This is a genomic window from Catellatospora sp. NPDC049609 (assembly GCF_040675365.1).
In the GTDB taxonomy this organism is placed as follows: domain Bacteria; phylum Actinomycetota; class Actinomycetes; order Mycobacteriales; family Micromonosporaceae; genus Catellatospora.
The window spans coordinates 1-22,526 of sequence record NZ_JBFAOU010000133.1 but is presented as its reverse complement, the minus strand read 5'-3'; the positions used below and the strand labels follow the sequence as shown (position 1 = coordinate 22,526).

The following is a 22,526-nucleotide window of genomic DNA, read 5'->3' as shown; positions in this document are numbered from 1 at the left end:
CTGGTTGAGGAAGCGGATGCGCGGCGCGACCAGGTTGTTGCCGGGCAGCCGCGACATCACGTCGGCGAACCGGAACATGAGCACGTCGGCGCCGGGGGCGCCCTTTCCGATGTCCTGGTCGCGGCTCAGCGGCCGGACATGACCTCGCGCATCAGGCGCGCGGTCTCCGACGGCGTCTTGCCGACCTTGACGCCCGCCGCCTCCAGCGCTTCCTTCTTCGCCTCGGCGGTGCCGGACGAGCCGGAGATGATCGCGCCGGCGTGGCCCATGGTCTTGCCGGGCGGGGCGGTGAAGCCCGCGATGTAGCCGACGACGGGCTTGGTCACGTGGGCCTTGATGAACTCGGCCGCCCGCTCCTCGGCGTCGCCGCCGATCTCGCCGATCATCACGATCGCCTCGGTCTCCGGGTCGTCCTGGAAGGCCGCGAGCGCGTCGATGTGGGTGGTGCCGATGATCGGGTCGCCGCCGATGCCGACCGCGGTCGAGAAGCCGATGTCGCGCAGCTCGTACATGAGCTGGTAGGTCAGCGTGCCCGACTTGGAGACCAGGCCGATGCGGCCGGAGCCGGAGATGTCGGCCGGGATGATGCCCGCGTTGCTGGCGCCCGGGGACGCGATGCCGGGGCAGTTCGGGCCGATGATCCGGGTCTTGTTACCGGTGGCGACCGCGTGCGCCCAGAAGGCGGCGCTGTCGTGCACCGGCACGCCCTCGGTGATCACGACGGCCAGGGCGATGCCCGCGTCGATCGCCTCGACGACGGCGCCCTTGGTGAACGCCGGGGGCACGAAGATGACGGTGACGTCGGCACCGGTCTTCTCCATCGCGTCGGCCACCGAGCCGAACACCGGCACCTCGGTGCCGTCGAAGTCGACGGTGGTGCCGGCCTTGCGCGGGTTCACGCCGCCGACGATGTTGGTGCCCGCGGCCAGCATGCGCCTGGTGTGCTTGGAGCCCTCGGAGCCGGTCATGCCCTGGACGATGACCTTCGAGTCCTTGGTGAGCCAGATGGCCATTGTCAGATCACTTCCCAGCCGCTGCGAGCTCGGCGGCGCGCTTGGCGGCGCCGTCCATGGTGTCGACCCGCTCGACGAGCGGGTTGTTGGCGCCGTCGAGGATGGCGCGACCGGCCTCGGCGTTGTTGCCGTCGAGGCGTACGACCAGCGGCTTGGTGACCTGCTCGCCGCGGCCCTCCAGCATGGCCAGCGCCTGCACGATGCCGTTGGCGACCGCGTCGCACGCGGTGATGCCGCCGAACACGTTCACGAAGACGCTCTTGACGGCCGGGTCCGACAGGACGATCTCCAGGCCGTTCGCCATCACCTCGGCGGACGCGCCGCCGCCGATGTCGAGGAAGTTCGCGGGCTTCACGCCGCCGAACTGCTCACCGGCGTACGCCACCACGTCCAGAGTGGACATGACCAGGCCCGCGCCGTTGCCGATGATGCCGACCTCGCCGTCGAGCTTGACGTAGTTGAGGTCCTTGGCCTTGGCGGCCTGCTCCAGCGGGTCGACCGCGGCCTTGTCCTCCAGCGCCTCGTGGTCGGCGTGGCGGAAGCCGGCGTTCTCGTCCAGCGTGACCTTGGCGTCGAGGCACAGCACCTTGCCCTCGGCGGTCTTCGCGAGCGGGTTCACCTCGACCAGGGTGGCGTCCTCGGCGATGAAGGTCTTCCACAGGTCCACCGCGATGGCGACGACCTGGTCGGCGACCTCGGCCGGGAAGTGGCCGGCGGTGACGATCTCCCGGGCCAGCGCCTCGTCGACGCCGCGGTTGGCGTCGATCGCGATCTTCGCGACCTTCTCCGGCTGCTCCTCGGCGACGGTCTCGATCTCCATGCCGCCCGCGACGCTGGCGATGCACAGGAAGGTGCGGTTCGCCCGGTCCAGCAGATAGGAGAAGTAGTACTCCTCCGCGATGTTCGCGGTCTCGGCCAGCATCACCTTGTGGACCGTGTGGCCCTTGATGTCCATGCCGAGGATGTCGTTCGCGCGGGCGTACGCCTCGTCGGCGTCGGCCGCGAGCTTGACGCCGCCGGCCTTGCCGCGGCCGCCGACCTTCACCTGAGCCTTGACGACGACCCGGCCGCCCAGCCGCTCGGCGATGGCGCGGGCCTCCTCCGGGGTCTCGGCGACGCCACCGGCGAGCACGGGCAGGCCGTGCTTTTCGAAGACATCGCGCCCCTGGTACTCGTACAGGTCCACCGATACCTCTTTGTTGTCTTAGCCCACGGCGTCGCAGGCCGGACACCCGCTGCAACGCGTAGGGACCACTGCCCATCCTCCGCTGGCTGGGCCTTCCGCGCAGCCTAACGGTCGGTCAGCGTGAGGTATCGGCATGACCGCCCGGTGTGCCCAACTGCACACCGGGCGGAGACGGCCGTCACCGTGTCACGAGCCCACGGGCACCCGGCCGGCGGCCTGGTAGCGCAGCGCGGCGAGCAGCTCCTCCGGGGTCTGCCCGGCGGTGCCGATCGGGACATGGATGTTCGTACCCAGCGCCTTCATCCGACGCTTCTGGGCGATCGCGACGCCCGCGCGGGCACCCACGTCGCCCCGCTGGGCCAGGTTGAACTGCGGCTCGATGCGGGCGTCGCGCGGCTTGACGCACAGCTGCGGCCCGTGCCAGTTCCGCAGGTAGATCGCCTCGATGTGCTCCCAGGGCAGGTGCAGCACCCGCTTGGCGTCGAGGTTGGGGCGTACGTAGACACCGTGCGCGTCGGCGGCCAGCGGCTCGTGGCGCAGCTGGCGGTGCGCGCTGATCGGCAGGGAGACGGCACCGCCGAGGCCGAGCAGCAGCGCCCCGACGCCGAGCAGGCCGGAGTTCATGTCGCCGTACCGGCTGCTGTGCAGGGTCTCGTCGGAGTGCAGCAGGAGGTAGCCGCCGACCGGCAGGATGAAGAGCGCGAAGAGGTAGATCAGCACCACCTCGTTGCGGCGGTGCCGGAGCAGGTGACGCCAGGCACCGGACAGGCGCACCGTGAGGGGCAGTCCCGCGGGGATCGTCTGGCGGAGGGTGGGCGCCGCCGCGGGGGTGGGTTCAGGCGTGGTCATGGCGCGAGAACCTAGCAGTCCGTCACCCGTTCCGGTGACCCCGAGAATCCCCGTAACCCCCGCCGCGGGCCGTCGTTGAGTCTGATGTCAGAGCGCTGAGCAAAAAGACGAAGCGGGATGACACAAACGGCCGATGCCCTGTCGGTCGAGGGGTGGCGGCGGGGCGTCGTGCATAGAGGAGCCGGGCGTGTGAGGGGTGCGTCCGGCTCCTCCCTTTTCATCTGAAAAGCAGGAACCGAAGTACGAACCGCGCCCGTGCCGATCGGCACGGGCGTCGTCGTGTCCGCCTCAGGCGGGCTGGGTGGTGGCGACGTTGGCGCGCACCCAGTCCACGATCGCGTGGGTGGTCGCGCCCGGGGTGAAGACCTTCGCCACGCCGAGCCGCTCCAGCTCCGGGATGTCGGCGTCGGGGATGATGCCGCCGCCGAAGACGACCATGTCGCCGGCGCCGCGCTCACGCAGCAGCTCGACGACGCGGGGGAACAGCGTCATGTGCGCGCCGGACAGCACGGACAGGCCCACCGCGTCGGCGTCCTCCTGGATCGCGGTCTCCACGATCTGCTCGGCAGTCTGGTGCAGGCCGGTGTAGATGACCTCCATGCCGGCGTCGCGCAGGGCGCGGGCCACCACCTTCGCGCCGCGGTCGTGACCGTCGAGCCCGGGCTTGGCGACAACCACGCGAATACGAGTGCCCATCAGTGCTCACCTCTCCGCCGTACTGACCTTAACGAACGGTAACCCACCTGCCGGCGATCACTGCCAGCGGTCCGGCGGTCCCGCTGCGCGACGCCTATATATACGGGCTGCCCGGCCGATAATCACCGAGCGTATTGCCGACATATACGTATGAATATGGGTGGTATCGGACAAGCCGGGCCGGACAGTCGCACCGACGGCCAAGAGGGCCTCCGCAGGAGCTTGTGCCTACCCCTACGGGTTCGTTAAGTTGTGCCGCAGTGCCATCCCAAAGTGGGTGACAGAGCGTCGGGCCCCCCACCGGCGCCACCGATGACGGAGGCTGTACGTGCCCGAGCAATACAGGCCGGAGCTGGTACGGGAAAGTGACCGCTATCGCGGTCGGCGCCGCGTCGCCCGCCCCTCGCGCAGCCGGTACGCAGCCGTAGTCACCACCGCCTTCGTCGGCGCGGGCATCGTCGCCTTCGGCGCGGGCGCGGGCATCTCCGACGCCAAGACCGACGCGCTGATCGGCGACGCCGCGGCGCTGTCCGCGGCCGACGTCGCCGGGCGTGGCGACGCCGCCGACCGCGCCAGCCGCGGCGAGGACCGCACGCTGAGCACCTCCATCTCCTCCGCGCCGAACGCCTGGGTGCTGCCCGCCCACGACTTCCGCCTCACCTCCCGCTACGGGCAGCGCTGGGGCAAGCTGCACAAGGGCGTCGACGTCGCGCTGAACGAGGGCGTCCCGTTCGCCACGCTGCACGCCGGCACGGTCGTGCTCTCCGGCTGGAACGGCGGCTACGGCAAGTGCGTGATCGTCGATCACGGCAACGGCGTCCGCACGGTGTACGGCCACGCGAGCTCCCTGCTGGTCAAGGTCGGCGACAAGGTGCAGGCGGGCGACATCATCGCCCTCACCGGCAGCACCGGGCACTCCTTCGGGCCCCACCTGCACCTCGAGGTGCACGTCAACGACGTGGCGGTGGACCCGATCCCGTGGCTCAAGAAGCGCGGCCTCGATCTCGAATTGGAGATCGAAGCGGCGTTCGACGGCTCGATCAGCTGAAATCCACCCGAGAGCCGCCCGGTGTCATGACACCCGGGCGGCTTTGTCGTATTCGGCGGGCCGCCCGTGTGGTCCGGGCCACCGGAGTCGGGTGACGCAGGTCACTCGACCCTGACGGGACTCGGGGCGAGTCGTGGTGCATTAACCGGACATAACTCCCGAGTCGTACATACCCGAATGTCCGGATCGGCTCGGGGCCGGGCTGGTCAGACCCGGTTTGACCAGGCAATCTGGTTCGAGCCCGTGTCAACGACGACCCGGAGGTTCCCACCTCATGCAAGGCAGCAACACCGAACTCCTCAAGGCGGCCCGTGCCAAGTTCGACCTGGCGAGTGACAAGATCCGTAGCGGCCTGCGCGGCCGCTCGCGTCATGTCGTAGCCATCGCGGTCCTGGCCGGCGTCACGTCTGTAGGCTTCGTCGCCGCCAACATCGACAACGGACCCCAGTCGGTGACACCCGTGGCCCAGACGTCCACCACCGAGCGGAAGGCCGCGGCCGACCGCGCCGACCGCGCCGCGCGGCCCGCCGCGAAGGCCAACGTCGCCGCCCCCAAGGCCGCGCCGAAGGCCGCCCCGAAGACCGCGCCCAAGGCGGTCCAGCCGGCCGAGAGCAAGGCCAAGGCGGGCACCTCCGTGCCCAAGGCCGCGCCGAAGGCCGCACCGAAGGCCGCCGCCGCCCCGGTCAAGGCCGCCCCGATGTGGGGCAGCCCCATGCCGGGCGCCCAGGTCACCTCCTGCTTCGGCCAGCGCTGGGGCGTGCTGCACGCCGGCGTCGACCTGGCCGAGCCCGCCGGCACCCCGATCCGCGCGGTCGGCCCCGGCACCGTGTTCAGCACCGGCTGGGCCTACAGCGGCTACGGCATCTCCGTCGTCGTCGACCACGGTGACGGCTACTTCACCCACTACGCCCACATGAGCCGCGACGCGGTGCAGGTCGGCCAGAAGGTCAAGGCCGGCGACCTGCTGGGCTACGAGGGCTCCACCGGCGACTCCACCGGCCCCCACCTGCACTTCGAGGTGCACAAGGGCATGTGGAACCAGATCGAGCCGAGTGCCTGGCTGAAGTCCCGCGGCGTGCCGATCAACTGCTAAGCGCCAAGCCCCGCACACCCATCCCGGACGCGGTGCGCGTGCCCCGGCGCGCGCACCGCGCCACCCCGCAGCTGAAAATCCCCCGTCCCCCCGGACACGTGTGGCCTGGATCTCGCGATCCAGGCCACACGTGTCTGCGCCGTAAACGCCCGAGCTCCGTCCCCGCCGTGCCTACGGCGGGACGGAGCTTCGCGCTTGAGCTGTCGTCCGGGCGGGTCAGATCCGTTCCAGCGGCGCGTGCCGCAGCACCAGCCAGAGCACCTGGTCGCCGAAGTCCACCTGCGCCTGCGCGCGGGCGCCGGTGCCCTGCACGGCGAGCACTCGGCCCAGGCCGTACCGCTGGTGGTTGACGCGGTCGCCGGCCGAGACCGACGGCGGCGCGGCGGCCAGGTCACTCGCGGTGGCCAGCTTGCTCGGGTCGACGCCGATCCGGCTCGCCAGCGCCGCGGCGCGGGAGGTGTTGCCGACGAAGCTGGACGTGCGCTCCTGCGCGCGCTCCCGGCCGCCGATGCCACCGCCCCGGCCGCCCCACGAGGTGTACGAGCCCTCGGTGCGCTGCCAGTCGAGCAGCTCCGGCGGCAGCTCCTCCAGGAACCGCGACGCGGGGTTGTACTGCGGCTGACCCCACGCCGACCGGGTCACCGCGCGCGAGAGGTAGAGCCGGCGCCGGGCGCGGGTGATGCCGACATACGCCAGCCGCCGCTCCTCCTCCAGCTCCTTGACCTCGCCCAGCGAGCGCAGGTGCGGGAAGACGCCGTCCTCCAGACCAGTCAGGAAGACCACCGGGAACTCCAGGCCCTTGGCCGTGTGCAGCGTCATCATGGTGACCACGCCCTGGTGGTCCGGATCGTCGACGGGCACCTGGTCGGCGTCGGCAACCAGCGCCACCTGCTCCAGGAAGCCGTCGAGGGTGGGCGTCTCGTCGGCGGCCGCGGTGCGCTCGGCGTACTCCCGGGCCACGCTGACGAGCTCCTGGAGGTTCTCCACCCGGCCCTCGTCCTGCGGGTCCAGGCTCGCCTCCAGCTCCGACAGCAGGCCCGAGCGGGTCAGGATCAGCTCCAGCACCTGCTCCGGCGGGGCGGTGCGGGCCAGCTCACGCGCCTCGTCCAGCATCGCGAGGAAGTCGCCGATGGAGTTGACGGCGCGCGTCGAGATGCCCGGCGCGTCGGCCGCCCGGCGCAGCGCGGCGCCGAACGAGACCCGCTCCCGGGCCGCCAGCGCCTCGACCACCGCCTCCGCGCGGTCGCCCAGACCCCGCTTGGGCGTGTTGATGATCCGCCGCATGCTGACGGTGTCGTCCTCGTTGGCGATGGCGCGCAGGTAGGCCAGCGCGTCGCGGACCTCCTTGCGCTCGTAGAAGCGCACCCCGCCGACGACCTTGTAGGGCAGGCCGAGCCGGATGAAGATGTCCTCGAACACCCGGGACTGGGCGTTGGTGCGGTAGAAGACGGCCACGTCGCCCGGCCGGGCCGCGCCCGCGTCGGTGAGCCGGTCGATCTCGCGGGCCACCCAGTCGGCCTCGGCGTGCTCGTTGTCGGCGACATACCCGACGATCTGCTCGCCCGTGCCCTGGTCGCTCCACAGCCGCTTGGGCTTACGGTCGCTGTTGCGGTCGATGACCGCGTTGGCCGCGCTCAGGATGGTCTGGGTGGAGCGGTAGTTCTGCTCCAGCAGGATGGTGCGGGCCTGCGGGTAGTCGCGCTCGAACTCCAGGATGTTGCGGATCGTCGCGCCCCGGAAGGCATAGATCGACTGGTCCGCGTCACCGACCACGCACAGCTCGCCGGTCTCCCCGACCAGCTCGCGGACCAGCGTGTACTGCGCGTGGTTGGTGTCCTGGTACTCGTCGACCAGGACGTGGCGGAAGCGGCGCCGGTACTTCTCGGCCACCTCCGGCTTGGCCTGCAGCAGGTGCACCGTGCGCATGATGATGTCGTCGAAGTCGAGCGCCTGGGCCTGCTGCAGCCGCTGCTGGTAGAGCGTGTACGCCTCGGCGAGCACCCGCTCGGCGGGCCCGTGCGGGCTGAACGCCTCCGGGTCGACCAGCTCGTTCTTCAGGTTCGACACCTGCGCGGCGAGGCTGCGCGGCGGGTAGCGCTTGGGGTCGAGGTCGAGCTCGCGGGAGACCAGCTGCATCAGCCGGCGCGAGTCGTCGGCGTCGTAGATGGTGAACGACGACTTCAGCCCGGCGTGCTCGTGCTCGGCGCGCAGGATGCGCAGGCAGGCCGAGTGGAACGTGGAGACCCACATCATCCGGGCCCGGTTGCCGACCTGCGCGGCTACCCGCTCCCGCAGCTCGCCGGCGGCCTTGTTGGTGAAGGTGATGGCGAGGATCTCACCCGGGTGCACGCCGCGGGCGGCCAGCAGGTATGCGATGCGCTGGGTGAGCACGCGGGTCTTGCCCGAGCCCGCTCCGGCGACGATCAGCAGCGGCGAACCCTCGTGGGTGACCGCCGCGCGCTGCGGCTCGTTCAGCCCCTCCAGCAGCGCGGCCACCCGGGCCGCGGGGTCGCCCGGGGCGCGGTCGCGGGGCGGCGAGGCACCGCCGGACGCCTGGTCGGCGGGCGGTTTCACGGCGGAGGGCGTCTCCCCGGACGGCGTCATCTCGGGGAGATCGAAGAGCGCATGCATCGTCTGGAGAGTCTATGCGCCGGCACCGACATCCCCCATCTCGGCACCGCCCGCCCCGGTCTCCCCGGCGGTTCACTAAAAGGAAGGGCACCTTCTTAACGCTCCGCGTATAAGAAGGTGCCCTTCCCAATCGGTGGGGGCGCCAGGTAGCCCGGGCGCCCGAAAACCCCGCCGTAGCGAGATGGACGCACGAGCACCACCGGACAGCCGTAGCGCCGCCGAAACGGATACGCAAGGATGCCTTCATACCCTCACGTCGCGCACCGCTGCGCGACGCAGACTATGGAGGCCCCCCATGAATCACCCCCGTTCTCGGGGCTGGGCAGGCATGACACGGCACCTGGCGATTCCCGCGCTGGCGCTGGCCGTGGTGGCGACGATTCCGCTCGGTAGCGGATCGGGCGCCTCTTCCGCACCGGCGGAGGCGTGGACCCCGCTGTCCCCGGTCTCGGTCAACCTCGCCGCGTCGCCGGCCGGGCAGACGGCACACGGCAACCTGCTGGCGTTCAACGACTTCCACGGCGCGATCGACCCGCCGACCGGCAGCGGCGCGGCCGTGCTGGGCACCCCCGCCGGCGGCGTGGAATACCTGGCCCACTGGGTCAAGAAGCTGCGCGCCGAGGGCGAGGCGGCGGGCCAGAAGGTCATCACCGTCGGCGCCGGCGACATGATCGGCGCCACCCCGCTGGTCAGCGCGGCCTTCCACGACGAGCCGAGCATCGAGCTGCTCAGCGAGCTGGGCCTGGACGTCACCTCGGTCGGCAACCACGAGTTCGACGAGGGCGTCACCGAGCTCAAGCGCATGCAGCACGGCGGCTGCCACCCGGTCGAGGGCTGCTTCGCCGGCGACGGCTTCGACGGCGCGGAGTTCCAGTACCTCGCCGCCAACGTCACCGACAAGCGGACCAAGCTGCCGATCCTGCCGCCCGTCGAGGTGAAGCTCATCGACGGCGTCCCGGTCGGCTTCATCGGCATGACGCTGGAGGGCACCCCCACCATCGTCAACCCGGCCGGCATCACCACGGTCGACTTCCGCGACGAGGTCGAGACGGCGAACCTGTGGAGCGCGCTGCTGCGCCTGCTCGGCGTGAAGGCCCAGGTGCTGCTGCTGCACGAGGGCGGCCAGCAGGGTCCCACCGGCAACGTCTCCACCTGTGACGGCTTCACCGGCGTGATCTCGCCGATCGTGGCCGGCCTGCGCGACGAGATCGGCGTGGTGGTCTCCGGGCACACCCACCGCTTCTACACCTGCTCGCTGCCGAACAAGTCGGGCAAGCCGGTGGTCGTCACCAGCGCCGGCACCAACGGCCAGCTGGTCACCGACATCACGCTGACCCTGGACAAGCGCTCGCGCACGTTCGCCTCGATCGAGGCGCAGAACGTCGTGGTGGAGAACGGCGTGCGCAACGCCGACGGCACCTGGCAGAGCACCGGGCCGAACGTCTTCGTGCGCAACCCCGCGCTCGTCGACCCGGCCGCCAAGGTGATCGCGGACAAGTACCGCACCGCCGTGGCGCCGCTGGCCAACCGCGTGGTCGGCAGCATCTCCGCCGACATCGTCCGCGACGTCGCGGCCAGCGGTGAGAGCCCGCTCGGCGACGTCATCGCCGACGCCCAGCTGGCCTACTCGGCCTCGGCCGGGGCGCAGCTCGCGCTGATGAACCCGGGCGGCATCCGGGCGCCGCTGACCTTCGCGAACTCGCCCGGCGGCGAGGCCGGCGGCCAGGTGACCTACGGCGAGGCCTTCACGGTGCAGCCGTTCAACAACCTGGTGACCACCTACTCGCTCACCGGCGCGCAGCTCAAGGAGGTGCTCGAGCAGCAGTTCGCGGGTCACGCGGGCCAGACCACGACCAAGATCCTCCAGGTCTCGGCGGGCTTCACGTACTCGTACAACACCACGCTGCCGCTCGGCTCGCGGGTGTCCGACATCAAGCTGAACGGGACGGCCATCGACCCGGCGGCGAGCTACCTCGTCACGACGAACGACTTCCTGGCCAACGGCGGCGACGGGTTCACCACCCTGACCGGCGGCACGGGACGGGTCTACGCGCCCGGGTTCGACGTCGACGCGCTGGTGGCGTACCTGGCCGCGGGTCCGGTGGCACCGGGTCCGGCCAACCGGATCACCAAGCTCGGCTGATCGGTCGAGGTCTCACATGATGGTCGAGGTGCTTGCGTCGCGAGGCATTCATGGCATACTTGGCGACGTGATCAAGCAGGCGTTCTACTTTACCTATGGCTCCGGGAACCCGGCAGTCGTAGGTCGCCGCTGAGCACGCAGACCTGACGAAAAGCCCCGGGCTCCCAGAGCCCGGGGCTTTTCGCCTTTCCGGGGCCTCTGATGAGCGACAATCCCACTGAGGAGTTCGACATGAGCGCCATCACCCACGAGACCGGCACCGACGCGCCCGAGGCGGCCGGCGAGATCACCTCGATGCGCGAGCGCATCGACCAGATCGACGCCGCCCTCATCGCGCTGTGGAAGGAACGCGCCGCCATCTCGCAACAGGTCGGCAAGACCCGCGTCGCCTCCGGCGGCACCCGGCTGGTGCTCAGCCGGGAGCGCGAGATCATGGACCGCTTCCGCGCCGAGCTCGGCCCCGACGGCACCCAGCTCGCCCTGCTCATCCTGCGCGCCGGCCGCGGACCGCTGTAACATGCTCGCCGGCTACCGCGGCCTTAATCGACGTCATCCTCCGCTTCGCTCCGGATGACGCCGAGCGGCCGCTACCGCGGGCGACGGTTATGCACAGGGCACCGCCCGCGACGCGGACGGTGCCCTGCTCTATGTTGACCCGGTGGCGGGCGGTCAGGCCGGAGGCTCAACCCAACCGACCGTCCGCCGCCGGGAGACATCACCTACCCCGCGTGCACCACATCCCGCGCCTCGGCGAAGTGGCACGCGCTCGGGTGCGCCGACCGCGCGCTGATCTGCAGCAGCGGCTCCTGCGTGGCACAGATCTCCTGCGCCTTCCAGCAGCGGGTGCGGAAGCGGCAGCCCGACGGCGGGTTGGCCGGCGACGGCACGTCGCCCTCCAGCCGGATCACCGTCTTGTGCTGGCGGGCCGTCGGGTCCGGCACCGGCACCGCTGACAGCAGCGCCTGCGTGTACGGGTGCGTCGGCGAGTCGTAGATCTCGTCGTCCTTGCCGAGCTCGACCATCTTGCCGAGGTACATCACGCCCACGCGGTCGGCGATGTGGCGCACCACCGACAGGTCGTGGGCGATGAAGATGTACGACAGGTTGAACTCGTTCTGCAGGCTGTCCAGCAGGTTCATCACCTGCGCCTGGATCGACACGTCGAGTGCCGACACGGGCTCGTCGCAGACGATGACCTCCGGACGCAGCGCCAGCGCGCGGGCGATGCCGATGCGCTGCCGCTGACCGCCCGAGAACTGGTGCGGGTAGCGGTTGATGTGCTCGGGGTTGAGCCCGACCACGTCCAGCAGCTCCTGCACCTTCCGGCGCCGGTCGCCCTTGGGCGCGACGTCGGTGTGGATCTCGAACGGCTCACCGACGATGTCGCCGACCGTCATCCGCGGGTTCAGCGACGTGTACGGGTCCTGCATGACCAGCTGGATGTTGCGGCGCAGCCGGCGCTGGTCGCCCGGGGACAGCCGCAGCACGTCGCGGCCCTGGTAACGGATCGACCCGGCGGTCGGCGTCTCCAGGTTCATCAGCAGCTTGGCCAGCGTCGACTTGCCGCAGCCGGACTCGCCGACGATGCCCAGGGTCTCGCCCTTGTACAGGTCGAGCGAGACGCCGTCCACCGCCTTGATCTGCCCGACGGTCTTCTTGAAGAGCACGCCCTGGCGGATCGGGAAGTGCTTGACCAGGTCGCGGACTTCCAGGATCACTTCACTCACGGCCGACCAGCTCCTCTGCGAAGTGACACGCGCTGGCCCGGTTGCCGATCGGCAGCAGCGCCGGACGCTCGCTGCGGCAGATGTCCCGCACCATCGAGCACCGGGGGTGGAACGCGCAGCCCGACGGGATGCGCATCAGGTTCGGCGGCAGACCCTTGATGGTGTTGAGCTCCTGGCCCTTGAGGTCCAGGCGCGGCAGCGAGTCCAGCAGCGCCATCGTGTACGGGTGGCAGGGCTTGGCGTACAGCGAGTGCACGTCCGCCTGCTCCACGATCCGGCCGGCGTACATGACCGCGATCCGGTCCGCGACGTCGGCGACCACGCCGAGGTCGTGGGTGATCAGGATCATGCCCATGTTCCGCTCGCGGCGGATCTCCGCGAGCAGGTCCATGATCTGCGCCTGCACCGTCACGTCGAGAGCCGTGGTGGGCTCGTCGGCGATCAGGATCTCCGGGTCCAGCGCCAGCGACATCGCGATCATCACGCGCTGGCGCATACCGCCGGAGAACTGGTGCGGGTAGTCCTTGATCCGGGTCTTGGCGGCCGGGATCTTGACCTGGTCCAGCAGCTCGACGGCCCGCTTCATGCCGTCGGCGCGGCTCATGCCCCGCCGCTTGCGGAACAGCTCGGAGATCTGGAACCCGACCGTGAAGACCGGGTTCAGCGCCGAGAGCGCGTCCTGGAAGACCATCGCGATGCCCTCGCCGCGGACGAGACGGCGCTCGTCCTTCGGCATGGTGAGCAGGTCCTTGCCGCGGAAGCGGATCGAACCACCCGTGACGAACCCCGGCGGGGTGTCCAGGATGCCCATGATGGTCTGCGCCGTGACGCTCTTGCCGGAGCCGGACTCACCCAGCACCGCCAGCGTCTCGCCGGCGTCCACGTGGTACGACACGCCGTTGATGACCTTGGCGATGCCGTCCCGGGTGCGGAACTCCACGTGCAGGTTCTCCACCTCGAGGAGGTGGCCGCCCGCCTTCTTGTCCGCGCCGAGTACGGGCGCGGTGTTCACCTTGATGTCCGTCACGTCGCCTCCTAGCGCAGCTTCGGGTCGAGAGCGTCGCGGACGGCGTCACCGAGCATGACGAAGCTCAGCACCGCGATCACGAGGAATGCCGCGGGGAAGGCCATCATGTACGGGGCGGGCTCCATGTACTGGCGGCTGTCGCCGATCATGATGCCCCAGGAGACCACCGGCTCACGCAGGCCGACACCGAGGAACGACAGGGTCGCCTCCGCGCCGATGTACCCGCCCAGCGTGATCGTGCCGACGACCACCATCGGCGCCACCGCGTTGGGCAGCACGTGCCGGAAGATGATCCGGCCCGGCTTGGCGCCCAGCGCCTTCGCGGCGTGCACGTAGTCGAGCTGCTTGGTGGACAGCACCGCGGCCCGCATGATGCGGGCGAACGACGGCCAGCCGAGCGCGATGAACGTCAGGATCACCAGGCTGGTGATCCGGAAGGCGCTCGGGTTGCTCTGCACCGGGGCGAAGGTCGACAGGATGACCAGCGCGCCCAGCACGAACGGCAGGCCCAGGAAGACGTCGCCGAAACGCGCCAGCACGCTGTCGATCCAGCCGCCCAGGTAGCCGCTCAGGATGCCGAAGAAGCCGCCCAGCAGCATGTTGCCGAGCACGGCGCAGACGCCGACGACGATCGAGGCACGGGCGCCGTAGATGACCCGGGCGTAGATGTCCTGGCCCTGCACGTCGTACCCGAACTGGCCGCCCTGGCCGAACTGGAACCAGGCGCCGAAGTCCGGCGGGGTGAGGCTCCGGTTGAGGTCCTTGTAACCGGGGTCGACCGAGCTGAACAGCTGCGGGAACGCCGCCATCAGCACGAAGAACGCGATCAGGATCGCGGAGACCACGAACAGCGGCTTGCGCCGCAGCTCGTACCAGGCGTCACTCCACAGGCCGCGAGACTTCTCCTTGCGCGGAGCCGGCTCGGCGGCGGCCGGGGTCACCGGCGCGGCGGGGGGCTCGGTCGGGCTGGTGGCGGTCGCCACCTCGGGGCTACTCATAGCGGATCCTCGGGTCCAAGACCCCGTACAGAAGGTCGACGAGCAGGTTGACGATGAGGTAGACCAGCACCAGGATCGCCACGATCGAGACGACGATGCCGGACTCGCGCCGGCTGATGGCGCCGAAGAGCAGCCCGCCGATGCCGCGGATGTTGAAGATGCCCTCGGTGACGATGGCACCGCCCATCAGCGCGCCCAGGTCGAGGCCCAGCCAGGTGACCACCGGGATCATCGAGTTGCGCAGCAGGTGCACGCCGGTGACGCGGCTGGGCGTGAGGCCCTTGGCCACCGCGGTGCGCACGTAGTCCGCCCGCCGGTTCTCCACCAGGTTCACCCTTGTCAACCGGGTGATGTAGGCCATCGATCCACTCGCCAGAATGATGCCGGGGATGATCAGCTCCACGAACGGCGCGTCGGGCGACACCGACGACAGGCCGAGCGCGTAGCGGGCCACCAGACCGATCACGAAGATCGGCACGGCGATCAGGACCAGGGTCGACACCAGCACGAGGTTGTCGATGAAGCTGCCGCGACGCAGGCCGGTGAGCACACCGGCGGTGATGCCGATCAGCGCCTCCGCGACGACGGCGACCAGCGCCAGCTTGATGGAGATGGGGAAGGCCTGGGCCAGCAGGTCACCGATCTCGGTGCCGTTGAACGTCTGGCCGAAGTTCCCCGTCAGCAGGTTCTTCAGGTAGATGAGGTACTGGACGTACAGCGGCTCGTCCAGGTTGAACTTGTCGGTCATGTACGTGACGTAGGCGTCCGGGCACTTGCGCTCGCCGCAACGTCCTGCGAAGGGGTCGCCTGGCAGTCCCCACACCAGGAACCAGATGAGAAACGTGGAGCCGATGAACACAGGGATCGCCTGTAGCAACCGGCGAAGGGCATACCGCCCCATGGCTTACTCCTCACTGAGCCTCGCCGAACACGGGGCGACGTGCCGCAGCCCGCTAGGGCCGCGGCACGCCTCCCGTATTCAGGGTCTTCTAGTTCACTTGACCGTGACCGAAGCCAGGTCGAGCTCACCGAAGGTGTTGATCACAACCGTGTCCAGCTTCTCCGACCAGACCGTCTGCTGCGACGAGTGCCACAGCGGGATGGTCGGCATGAGGTTGGGCAGCATGGCCTCGGCGTCCTGGTACAGCTTCTCGGCGGCGGCCAGGTCGGCGGTGCCGTCGGCCTCCTTCAGCTTGGCGTCGAAGGCGGCGTCGGAGAACTTGCCGTCGTTGGACGACGCACCCGTCTTCAGCAGCGGGTTCAGCCAGTTCTCGATGCTCGGGTAGTCGGCCTGCCAGCCGGCACGCGACATGCCCGTCATCTTCTCGGTGGTGACCAGGGTGCGGAACTCACCGAAGGTCGGGAACGGCTTGCCGACGCACGGCACGCCGAGCGCGTTGGTGATGCTGCCGCAGACCGCGTCGACCCAGCCCTTGTGCGAGGCGTCACCGTTGTAGGCCAGCGACAGGTCCTTCGGCTTGACCGGCGCGGCGTCCCAGAGGGCCTTCGCGGCGGTGGCGTCGAACTTGCAGTTCGCCCCACACACGTCGGCCTTGTAGCCGGACATGTTCGGGTTGACCCAGCCGTTCATCGGGATACGGGTGCCGTTGAAGATCTTGTCGATCACCAGCTGGCGGTCGATCGCCATCGAGATGGCCTTGCGGATGTTCGGGTCGTTGTAACCCGGCAGCCAGGTCGGCATCGCGATGAACGCCGACGACGAGATCGGCTTGTTGCTGGAACGGTCCGCGAAGTCCGTCTTGTACAGGTTGCCGACCAGCTTGGCCGACGGGACCTGCTGCTGGAAGTCGATGGTGCCGTTCTTGACGTCCTCGTAGGCGGCGGCGTCGTCGGTGTAGACGCGGAAGATGACGTCCTTCACCTTCGGCTTCTCAGCGCCCTGGTAGTCGTCGAAGCGGGTGACGACCAGCTCGGTGTTCTTGGTCCACTTGGACAGCTTGAACGGGCCGTTGCCGATCGGGTTCTGGCCGAAGGCGGCCGGGTCCTTGAAGAAGGCGTCCGGCAGCGGCATGAACGCCGAGTAACCGACCTTGATCGGCCACAGGTTCGACGGGGCGCCGAGGGTGACCTGGAAGGAGGTCTCGTCGACGACCTTGAGGCCCTTCATCTCCTTGGCGGCCGGGGTCGGAGCCTTCTGCGGGCCCTCCTCGCCGTCCGGGTCCTCGGTGTGGACGTCGGCGAAGCCGTCGATGTCAGCGAAGAAGGTGCCGTTGATCAGACCGTTCGGCGAGTAGGCGCCGTAGTTCCACGCGTCGACGTAGTTCTTGGCGGTGACGGTGGTGCCGTCGTGCCACTTCCAGCCCGACTTGAGCTTGACCGTCCAGGTCTTGCCGTTGTCGGCCGACGTGATCGACTCCGCGTTCGCCATCTCGGTCTTGGCGTCCTTGGCGGCGTAGCTGGTCAGACCCGTGAAGAGGGCGTCGATGACGACACCACCCTGGGTCTCCGAGGTGCCGGCCGGGATCAGCGGGTTCTGCGGCTCGCTCCAGCTGATGATGAAGGAGCCGTCCTTCTTCTCGGGCTCAACCGGGTCGGCGCTGGAACAACCAGCGGCGGCCAGGGCGACAGCGGTCAGACCGACTGCCACCTTCCATGGGGTAATCCCACGCATGCGTGTGCCTCCTCAGGCGCTCACGAGGGGGTGTGAGGTGGCCACACTTTCGCACCCCGCGACCACGCGCCGGAAGGGCCTGATACCAACCCGTTACCGAGACGGGACGACGCCGATATCCCGCAAAGAAATTTTTCACATCTTCGCGCGGCGTCTTGACCAGCAGTTTTGCGCGGGCTTCAGACCTGAGTTGATCTAGGAACGAAACACCATCGTAACTGGCATCCCAATCTATGGGCGATACCGAGAGTCACACCAGGCGTCGATCCGCCGCCCAGCGTGACAATTCGTACCGGTTGGACATCTGGAGCTTTCTGAGCACGTTGGAGACGTGCGTCTCGACCGTTTTGATGGAGATGAACAGCTCCTTGGCGATCTCCTTGTACGCGTAACCACGCGCCAGCAGCCGCAGCACCTCCCGCTCCCGGTTGGTCAGCTGGTCCAGCTCCGGGTCGGCGACCGGCGCGTCCGGCCGGGCCGCGAACGCGTCCAGCACGAACCCGGCCAGCCGCGGCGAGAACACCGCGTCCCCGTCGGCCACCCGGCGGATCGCGTCGACCAGATCCTCCGGCGAGATCGTCTTCGTGACGTAGCCGCGCGCCCCGGCCCGGATCAGGCCGATCACGTCCTCGGCGGCGTCGGATACGGACAGCGCCAGGAAGCGCACCTGCGGCTGTGTCCGGCGCACCGCGTCGAGCACCGCGCGCCCACCGCCGTCGGGCATGTGCACGTCCAGCAGCACCACGTCCGGCACCATCGACCCGATCATGGAGATGGCCTGCGCCACGGTGGCCGCCTCGCCGACGACGTCGACGTGCGCGCCCAGCTCCGCCCGCACCCCCGCCCGGAACATCCCGTGGTCGTCGACCAGGAACACCCGCAGCCGCTCGCCCTGCTCGCTCATGCCTTCTCCTCGCTACGCTCGTCGGCGGCATGAGAACAGCCGAGCCACCCGACTCGCTCGCTCCGCTCGCTCATACCTTCTCCTCGCTACGTTCCTTGGGAGAGGTCACCGCCATGGTCAGCCTGACCTCGGTGCCCTCGCCGACCTCGCTGCGGATCTCCGCCTGGCCGCCGTGCCGCGCCATCCGCCCGATGATCGAACCACGGACGCCGTGCCGCCGCTCCTCGACGCCGGACAGGTCGAACCCCTTGCCGCGGTCGCGGACGAACACGCTCAGCATGGTCGGCTCGGCCTCGGCGTACAACGACACGCTCTTGACCTGGGCGTGGCGGGCGGCGTTGACGAGCGCCTCGCGGGCCGCGGCCACGATCGCGGCGACCTTGTCGTCGACGGTGCGGTCGCCGACGACCACCGCCTCCACCGCGATGCCGTAGGTGTCCTCCACCTCGGCCGCCGCCTGCTGCAGCGCCGCGGCGAAGTGCTCGGTGGGCGAGCCGGTCGGCTGGTAGAGCCAGTTGCGCAGGCTGCGTTCCTGGCCGCGCGCGATCCGCTGCACCGCCGTCGGATCGGCGGCGTTGCGCTGGATCAGCGCCAGCGTGTGCAGCACCTGGTCGTGCACCATCGCGGCGAGCTCGGCCCGCTCCTGCTCCCGGATGCGGCCCTCCCGCTCGGTACGCAGCGCGACCAGCGTCCGCCACAGCACCGGTGCCGCGACCAGCCCCACCCCGGCGAGCGCCACCAGCGCGAACGCGACGGCACGCCACATGTCGGCCCAGGAGACGCCCTCGACCACCGGGGAGTAGAGGAACACCAGCCCGAGGATGCCCACCGCGACCAGCACCCCACCGGCCAGGAAGCGCAGCAGGTAGATCCGGCGGTCGCCGTCGGAGAGCGCGGCCAGCCACGGCGCCGAGGGCGACTGGTCCGACCAGCGCTGGCGGCGGTCCGGGTCGCTCTGGTGCCAGATGATGCCCGCGCCGACCGCCACCAGGGCGACCAGCCAGCCCACGGTCATGCCGATGCCGCCGTTGTTGAGCAGCGTGCTGATGACCATGAGGACGAGCCCGGCGGCCAGGAACGGGGCCAGCCGCAGCAGCGAGCGCCGCGACGGCTCGCCGGGCGCGGCCGGCAGCACCGCCCAGAAGGCGGCGTACAGCAGCGCGCCCAGCCCGTTGATCGGCAGCAGCAGGACGAAGATGATCCGGATCAGCGTCGGCGACAGGCGTACGTTCGCCGCGATGCCCCCGGCCACCCCGGCGACCAGGCGGTCGGACCGGGAACGGGTCAGGCGGGGGTGATCGGGCACGGAGGGCTGCACGGATCGATGGTTTCACGAGGGCGGGGCCCGCGCCCACGGGTGAGACCCCGGATACAGGCCGCCGCCGCATCTCAGGGTCGGTTCAGGGTCACCGCCTGAGGCAGGTCGGGCCGCCCGGGGGCCACCATCGACAGCATGAGCGACGAGACCTCCACGCCACCCGGCGCGGCGCCCCCCGGGCAGGCCCCGCCCGCGGCGCCCCCGCCCCCACCGCCGGGCGAGCCCTCCCCATACGTCTCCTGGGCCGCGCCGTACGGCCTGATCCGGCCGCGCCACGGCCGCTACCTGGCCGGCGTGTGCGGCGCGCTGGGCCGCGCCACCAAGACCGACCCGCTGCTGTGGCGCGTGCTGCTCGGCGTGCTGGCCATCTTCGGCGTGGGCATCGTGATCTACCTCGGGGCGTGGCTGCTCACGCCCGCCGAGGACGACACCGCCTCGCCGGTCGAGGCGCTGTTCGGGCGGGGCTACTCCGGCACCTCGTCGACGCTCGCCCTGGTGCTGAGCGTGCTCACGGTGATCCTCATCGGCGCGGTGACCAACAGCTTCGAGGTCGCCGTCGTCGCCGCGATCGGCCTGGTCATCGCCGCGCTGGTGGTCAGCCGCAACACCCCGGGCGGCCCGGCCCGGCCGCCGCGCAGCAAGCCCGGCGCGACCTACCTGCCGCCGGAGTACGCCGCGGCGCCGGTCACCGTCCCCGCCGCCCCGGCGCACGCCATGGTGACCGAGCCGATCCCGCCGGTCGACCCGGCCGGATACCGTGCCCCGTTCGCCCCGCACGGCCCGTACGCCCCGGCTGCCCCACCGCCCCCTCCCCCGCCGCCGCCGCTCAAGGCGCCCAAGGTGAAGCCGGAGCCGTCCCGGCTCGGCCGCCTCATCTTCGGTCTGGTCATGCTCGTGCTGGGCGGGCTGGCGATGGCCGACATGGCCGGCGTCTCCGTGCCGGGCAGCACCTACGTCGCGGCAGCGCTGGGTGTGGCGGGTCTCGGCCTGGTCATCGGCGCCTGGTTCGGCCGCGCCCGCGGCTGGATCCTGATCGGCATCGTGCTCGCGCTGGTCCTGCCGATGGTCGCCGCCGGCGGCGACTGGAGCCGCGAGCGCACCCAGGCGGGCAACGTGGTCTGGGTGCCCGCCACCATGGCCGAGCTGCACGACCGGTACGAGCACCGCTTCGGCGAGGCCGTGCTCGACCTGACCGCGCTCGACTTCACCGGTCAGGACGTGCAGGTCACCGCCCAGATCACGGCCGGCCAGCTGCGGATCATCGTGCCGCAGGACACCGACGTCATCGTCGAGACCAGGGTCAACCTGGCCGACGCGGACGTCTTCGGCCGCGGCATCAGCGGGGCCGGTCAGCGCGACACCCAGACCAGCCTCGGCCCCGACGGCAAGGGCGGCGGCATGCTGCGTCTCGAACTCGACGTCAACCTCGGCCACGCGGAGGTGGTCCGGTGAAGCCGCACCGCACCGATTCGGTATCCCTGTTCTTCGGCCTGGTCTTCCTGCTGGTGTCGGGCGCGTTCCTGGCCCGGCACGCGTTCGACGTCGAGCTGCCCTCGCTGGGCTGGTTCATCGCCGGCGGATTGATCATCCTGGGCGTGCTCGCCGTGCTCGGCGCGCTGTCGCCCAGCAAGCAGCCGGCCGCGGTCGAGGCCGAGGCCGCCCCGGCGGAAACCGCCGACCCGGCACCCGCCGAGCAGCCCGAACCCGAGCGCGCCGACTGAGCGTGTCCCCACAGCGCCCCTCACCGCGCGAGCCCGCGGTGAGGGGCGCTCTATGCTGACCGGTGGACGAGCGAGCGAACCACACGGCTCGGTGAGGCTCATGCCGTCGACGGGCAAGAAGCAAGCATGAGCAGCGAGCCGACCATGAAGCACAGCGAGGAGCAGGCATGAGCCAGTACCCGACCGATCGCCCCGACACCCCCGCGCTGGGCCCGCTCGGCCAGATCCGCATCGGCGACCGAGCCGCCCGCACGCTCACCACCGAACTCGCCCGCCACGCGGGCCCGAAGACCGCGCTGCTCGTCGGCGCGACCGCGGACTCCCTGGTGCTGGCGGAGGCGCTCGACGCGCTGCTGCCCGGCGACCGGCTCACCGTCGTCGCCGCGGACGCCACCGTCGCCGGCCACCTGGCCACCCTCGGCAGCTTCCTCGCCGAGCGGGTCAAGGTCGTCGACGAGCTGGCCGCCGCGGAGTCCGCCGACCTGGTCATCGTCGCCGAGCCGGTGGTCGGCTCCGGCGAGGAGGCCCGCAACACCGTCGAGCAGCTCAGCAAGTACGTCGCCGAGGGCGGCCTGCTGATCATCGCCGCGGTGGCGCTGCCCGGCCTGTCCGGCGGTGCGACCGACGAGCTGGACCGCATCGCGGCCCGCCAGGGCGTCGGCTCCGACCTGGTGCTGCGCAACACCCCGCCGGTACGCGTACACCGGCTGCGCTTCACCGACGTGGACGCGAGCGTGGCCGCCAAGCTCAGCCCGGCCTTCCGCCCGTCGAGCGTGCCGCTGTTCGGCACCATGAACATCGACTCCAACGGCGTGGCCGCGGCCGGCATCGCGCTGGGCGCCGCCGCGTTCCTCAAGGCCACCCGGCCGAAGTCGAAGGCGTGGGTGCTGCCGGCCCTGCTGGCCGGTCCCGTGGCGGCCTTCTTCCGCGACCCGGAGCGCGACATCCCGGCCGACCCGACCGCCGTGGTCGCCGCGGCCGACGGCAAGGTCCTCAGCGTCGAGCACATCTACGACGAGCGCTTCGCCGACGAGGAGTTCCTGCGCATCGCGGTGTTCCTGTCCGTGCTCGACGTGCACGTCAACCGGGCGCCGGTGGCCGGCAAGGTGGTCGACTACTTCGTCGAGGACGGCGGCTACGCCAACGCGATGAAGCCCGAGGCGGAGCACAACGTGGCGGCGTACACCGTGCTGGAGACCCCGGACCGCAGCCGGGTCGTGGTCGCGCAGCGCACCGGCCTGATCGCCCGCCGCATCGTGCAGCGGGCCCCGATCGGCGCGCTGCTGGCCAAGGGCGAGCGCTTCGGCCTGATCCGCTTCGGCTCCCGCACCGACGTGTACCTGCCCGCCGACAAGGCCGAGGCCCTGGTCGCCCCCGGCGACCGCGTCGTCGGCGGCTCCACGGTCATCGCCCGCCTGCGCTGACCCGCCCCACTCCCCGCGGACCGCGCGCCCGGCCTTCCGGGCCCGGCGGCGGGGGGGGGGTGGGGTTTTAGATTTGGGTGTGTAGTTTTTTTTTTATTTTTTTTTTTTTTTTGTTA

At 70.3% G+C, this 22,526-nt stretch carries 19 protein-coding genes and 1 pseudogene; 7 read left to right on the top strand and 13 right to left on the bottom strand.

The window, feature by feature from the left end; genetic code table 11:
• From AB0J67_RS28815 to AB0J67_RS28795, 5 genes and pseudogenes are all read right to left on the bottom strand, one after another.
• A pseudogene (locus AB0J67_RS28815) lies at positions 1 to 99 on the bottom strand (SGNH/GDSL hydrolase family protein); the annotation flags it as partial.
• Positions 100 to 125: 26 nt separating this feature from the next.
• Positions 126 to 1,013 carry a succinate--CoA ligase subunit alpha gene (gene sucD, locus AB0J67_RS28810; protein ID WP_363486630.1) on the bottom strand — a complete coding sequence of 296 codons (888 nt, stop codon included), beginning with the start codon at positions 1,011 to 1,013 and terminating at the stop codon, positions 126 to 128.
• 7 nt (positions 1,014 to 1,020) lie between these two features.
• Positions 1,021 to 2,199: an ADP-forming succinate--CoA ligase subunit beta gene (gene sucC / locus AB0J67_RS28805; RefSeq protein ID WP_363486628.1), complete on the bottom strand. Its 1,179-nt coding sequence runs from the start codon at positions 2,197 to 2,199 to the stop codon at positions 1,021 to 1,023.
• Positions 2,200 to 2,385: 186 nt separating this feature from the next.
• Positions 2,386 to 3,048, bottom strand: coding sequence for a hypothetical protein (locus tag AB0J67_RS28800; RefSeq protein ID WP_363486626.1), 663 nt, complete (start codon positions 3,046 to 3,048; stop codon positions 2,386 to 2,388).
• A gap of 288 nt (positions 3,049 to 3,336) precedes the next feature.
• Entirely contained in the window at positions 3,337 to 3,744 is a 408-nt protein-coding gene (locus AB0J67_RS28795; protein WP_363486624.1) for a cobalamin B12-binding domain-containing protein, read from the bottom strand.
• Between the two features lie 328 nt (positions 3,745 to 4,072).
• Here AB0J67_RS28795 and AB0J67_RS28790 point away from each other — a divergent pair, with 328 nt between their 5' ends.
• Entirely contained in the window at positions 4,073 to 4,792 is a 720-nt protein-coding gene (locus tag AB0J67_RS28790) for a M23 family metallopeptidase (RefSeq protein ID WP_363486622.1), read from the top strand.
• 274 nt (positions 4,793 to 5,066) lie between these two features.
• Complete coding sequence (locus AB0J67_RS28785) at positions 5,067 to 5,885, top strand: M23 family metallopeptidase (protein ID WP_363486620.1); 819 nt, start codon at positions 5,067 to 5,069, stop codon at positions 5,883 to 5,885.
• A gap of 216 nt (positions 5,886 to 6,101) precedes the next feature.
• Here AB0J67_RS28785 and pcrA read toward each other — a convergent pair whose 3' ends face one another.
• Positions 6,102 to 8,516: a DNA helicase PcrA gene (gene pcrA, locus AB0J67_RS28780; protein ID WP_363486618.1), complete on the bottom strand. Its 2,415-nt coding sequence runs from the start codon at positions 8,514 to 8,516 to the stop codon at positions 6,102 to 6,104.
• Positions 8,517 to 8,844: 328 nt separating this feature from the next.
• On the opposite strand from pcrA, the gene AB0J67_RS28775 reads away from it, so the two are divergent.
• Together AB0J67_RS28775 and AB0J67_RS28770 are read left to right on the top strand one after the other, a co-directional pair.
• Positions 8,845 to 10,659, top strand: a complete 1,815-nt coding sequence (locus AB0J67_RS28775; RefSeq protein ID WP_363486616.1) for a bifunctional metallophosphatase/5'-nucleotidase — start codon at positions 8,845 to 8,847, stop codon at positions 10,657 to 10,659.
• Positions 10,660 to 10,860: 201 nt separating this feature from the next.
• On the top strand, positions 10,861 to 11,175 hold the full coding sequence (locus tag AB0J67_RS28770; protein WP_363486614.1) for a chorismate mutase: 315 nt from the start codon (positions 10,861 to 10,863) through the stop codon (positions 11,173 to 11,175).
• 203 nt (positions 11,176 to 11,378) lie between these two features.
• On the opposite strand, the gene AB0J67_RS28765 is transcribed toward AB0J67_RS28770, so the two are convergent.
• The 7 genes from AB0J67_RS28765 to AB0J67_RS28735 form a co-directional block, all read right to left on the bottom strand.
• A complete protein-coding gene (locus tag AB0J67_RS28765) occupies positions 11,379 to 12,386 on the bottom strand; it encodes a dipeptide ABC transporter ATP-binding protein (RefSeq protein ID WP_363486612.1) in 1,008 nt (335 codons plus the stop codon).
• A complete protein-coding gene (locus AB0J67_RS28760; RefSeq protein ID WP_363486634.1) occupies positions 12,379 to 13,404 on the bottom strand; it encodes an ABC transporter ATP-binding protein in 1,026 nt (341 codons plus the stop codon). Before AB0J67_RS28760 ends, AB0J67_RS28765 begins: the two co-directional genes overlap by 8 nt.
• 17 nt (positions 13,405 to 13,421) lie before the next feature.
• Positions 13,422 to 14,411, bottom strand: a complete 990-nt coding sequence (locus tag AB0J67_RS28755) for an ABC transporter permease (protein ID WP_363486610.1) — start codon at positions 14,409 to 14,411, stop codon at positions 13,422 to 13,424.
• Complete coding sequence (locus AB0J67_RS28750; RefSeq protein ID WP_363486608.1) at positions 14,404 to 15,312, bottom strand: ABC transporter permease; 909 nt, start codon at positions 15,310 to 15,312, stop codon at positions 14,404 to 14,406. The genes AB0J67_RS28755 and AB0J67_RS28750 overlap by 8 nt, the downstream gene beginning before the upstream one ends.
• A gap of 93 nt (positions 15,313 to 15,405) precedes the next feature.
• Positions 15,406 to 17,019, bottom strand: coding sequence for an ABC transporter substrate-binding protein (locus tag AB0J67_RS28745; RefSeq protein WP_363486607.1), 1,614 nt, complete (start codon positions 17,017 to 17,019; stop codon positions 15,406 to 15,408).
• A gap of 274 nt (positions 17,020 to 17,293) precedes the next feature.
• A complete protein-coding gene (locus tag AB0J67_RS28740) occupies positions 17,294 to 17,947 on the bottom strand; it encodes a response regulator transcription factor (protein WP_363486606.1) in 654 nt (217 codons plus the stop codon).
• A gap of 70 nt (positions 17,948 to 18,017) precedes the next feature.
• Positions 18,018 to 19,253: a PspC domain-containing protein gene (locus AB0J67_RS28735; protein ID WP_363486632.1), complete on the bottom strand. Its 1,236-nt coding sequence runs from the start codon at positions 19,251 to 19,253 to the stop codon at positions 18,018 to 18,020.
• A gap of 147 nt (positions 19,254 to 19,400) precedes the next feature.
• On the opposite strand from AB0J67_RS28735, the gene AB0J67_RS28730 reads away from it, so the two are divergent.
• From AB0J67_RS28730 to AB0J67_RS28720, 3 genes are all read left to right on the top strand, one after another.
• Positions 19,401 to 20,717: a PspC domain-containing protein gene (locus tag AB0J67_RS28730; RefSeq protein ID WP_363486605.1), complete on the top strand. Its 1,317-nt coding sequence runs from the start codon at positions 19,401 to 19,403 to the stop codon at positions 20,715 to 20,717.
• Positions 20,714 to 20,986, top strand: coding sequence for a hypothetical protein (locus AB0J67_RS28725; RefSeq protein ID WP_363486604.1), 273 nt, complete (start codon positions 20,714 to 20,716; stop codon positions 20,984 to 20,986). The genes AB0J67_RS28730 and AB0J67_RS28725 overlap by 4 nt, the downstream gene beginning before the upstream one ends.
• A 167-nt stretch (positions 20,987 to 21,153) precedes the next feature.
• Positions 21,154 to 22,410, top strand: a complete 1,257-nt coding sequence (locus AB0J67_RS28720; protein WP_363486603.1) for a phosphatidylserine decarboxylase — start codon at positions 21,154 to 21,156, stop codon at positions 22,408 to 22,410.
• Positions 22,411 to 22,526 lie beyond the last annotated feature (116 nt).

Excerpts from the sequence above, each read along its gene's own strand:
- sucD (WP_363486630.1), bottom strand. The coding sequence starts at position 1,013 with ATGGCCATCTGGCTCACCAAGGACTCGAAGGTCATCGTCCAGGGCATG.
- AB0J67_RS28800 (WP_363486626.1), bottom strand. The coding sequence starts at position 3,048 with ATGACCACGCCTGAACCCACCCCCGCGGCGGCGCCCACCCTCCGCCAG.
- AB0J67_RS28795 (WP_363486624.1), bottom strand. The coding sequence starts at position 3,744 with ATGGGCACTCGTATTCGCGTGGTTGTCGCCAAGCCCGGGCTCGACGGT.
- AB0J67_RS28785 (WP_363486620.1), top strand. The coding sequence starts at position 5,067 with ATGCAAGGCAGCAACACCGAACTCCTCAAGGCGGCCCGTGCCAAGTTC.
- pcrA (WP_363486618.1), bottom strand. The coding sequence starts at position 8,516 with ATGCATGCGCTCTTCGATCTCCCCGAGATGACGCCGTCCGGGGAGACG.
- AB0J67_RS28775 (WP_363486616.1), top strand. The coding sequence starts at position 8,845 with ATGACACGGCACCTGGCGATTCCCGCGCTGGCGCTGGCCGTGGTGGCG.
- AB0J67_RS28770 (WP_363486614.1), top strand. The coding sequence starts at position 10,861 with ATGAGCGACAATCCCACTGAGGAGTTCGACATGAGCGCCATCACCCAC.
- AB0J67_RS28755 (WP_363486610.1), bottom strand. The coding sequence starts at position 14,411 with ATGAGTAGCCCCGAGGTGGCGACCGCCACCAGCCCGACCGAGCCCCCC.
- AB0J67_RS28750 (WP_363486608.1), bottom strand. The coding sequence starts at position 15,312 with ATGGGGCGGTATGCCCTTCGCCGGTTGCTACAGGCGATCCCTGTGTTC.
- AB0J67_RS28740 (WP_363486606.1), bottom strand. The coding sequence starts at position 17,947 with ATGAGCGAGCAGGGCGAGCGGCTGCGGGTGTTCCTGGTCGACGACCAC.
- AB0J67_RS28730 (WP_363486605.1), top strand. The coding sequence starts at position 19,401 with ATGAGCGACGAGACCTCCACGCCACCCGGCGCGGCGCCCCCCGGGCAG.
- AB0J67_RS28720 (WP_363486603.1), top strand. The coding sequence starts at position 21,154 with ATGAGCCAGTACCCGACCGATCGCCCCGACACCCCCGCGCTGGGCCCG.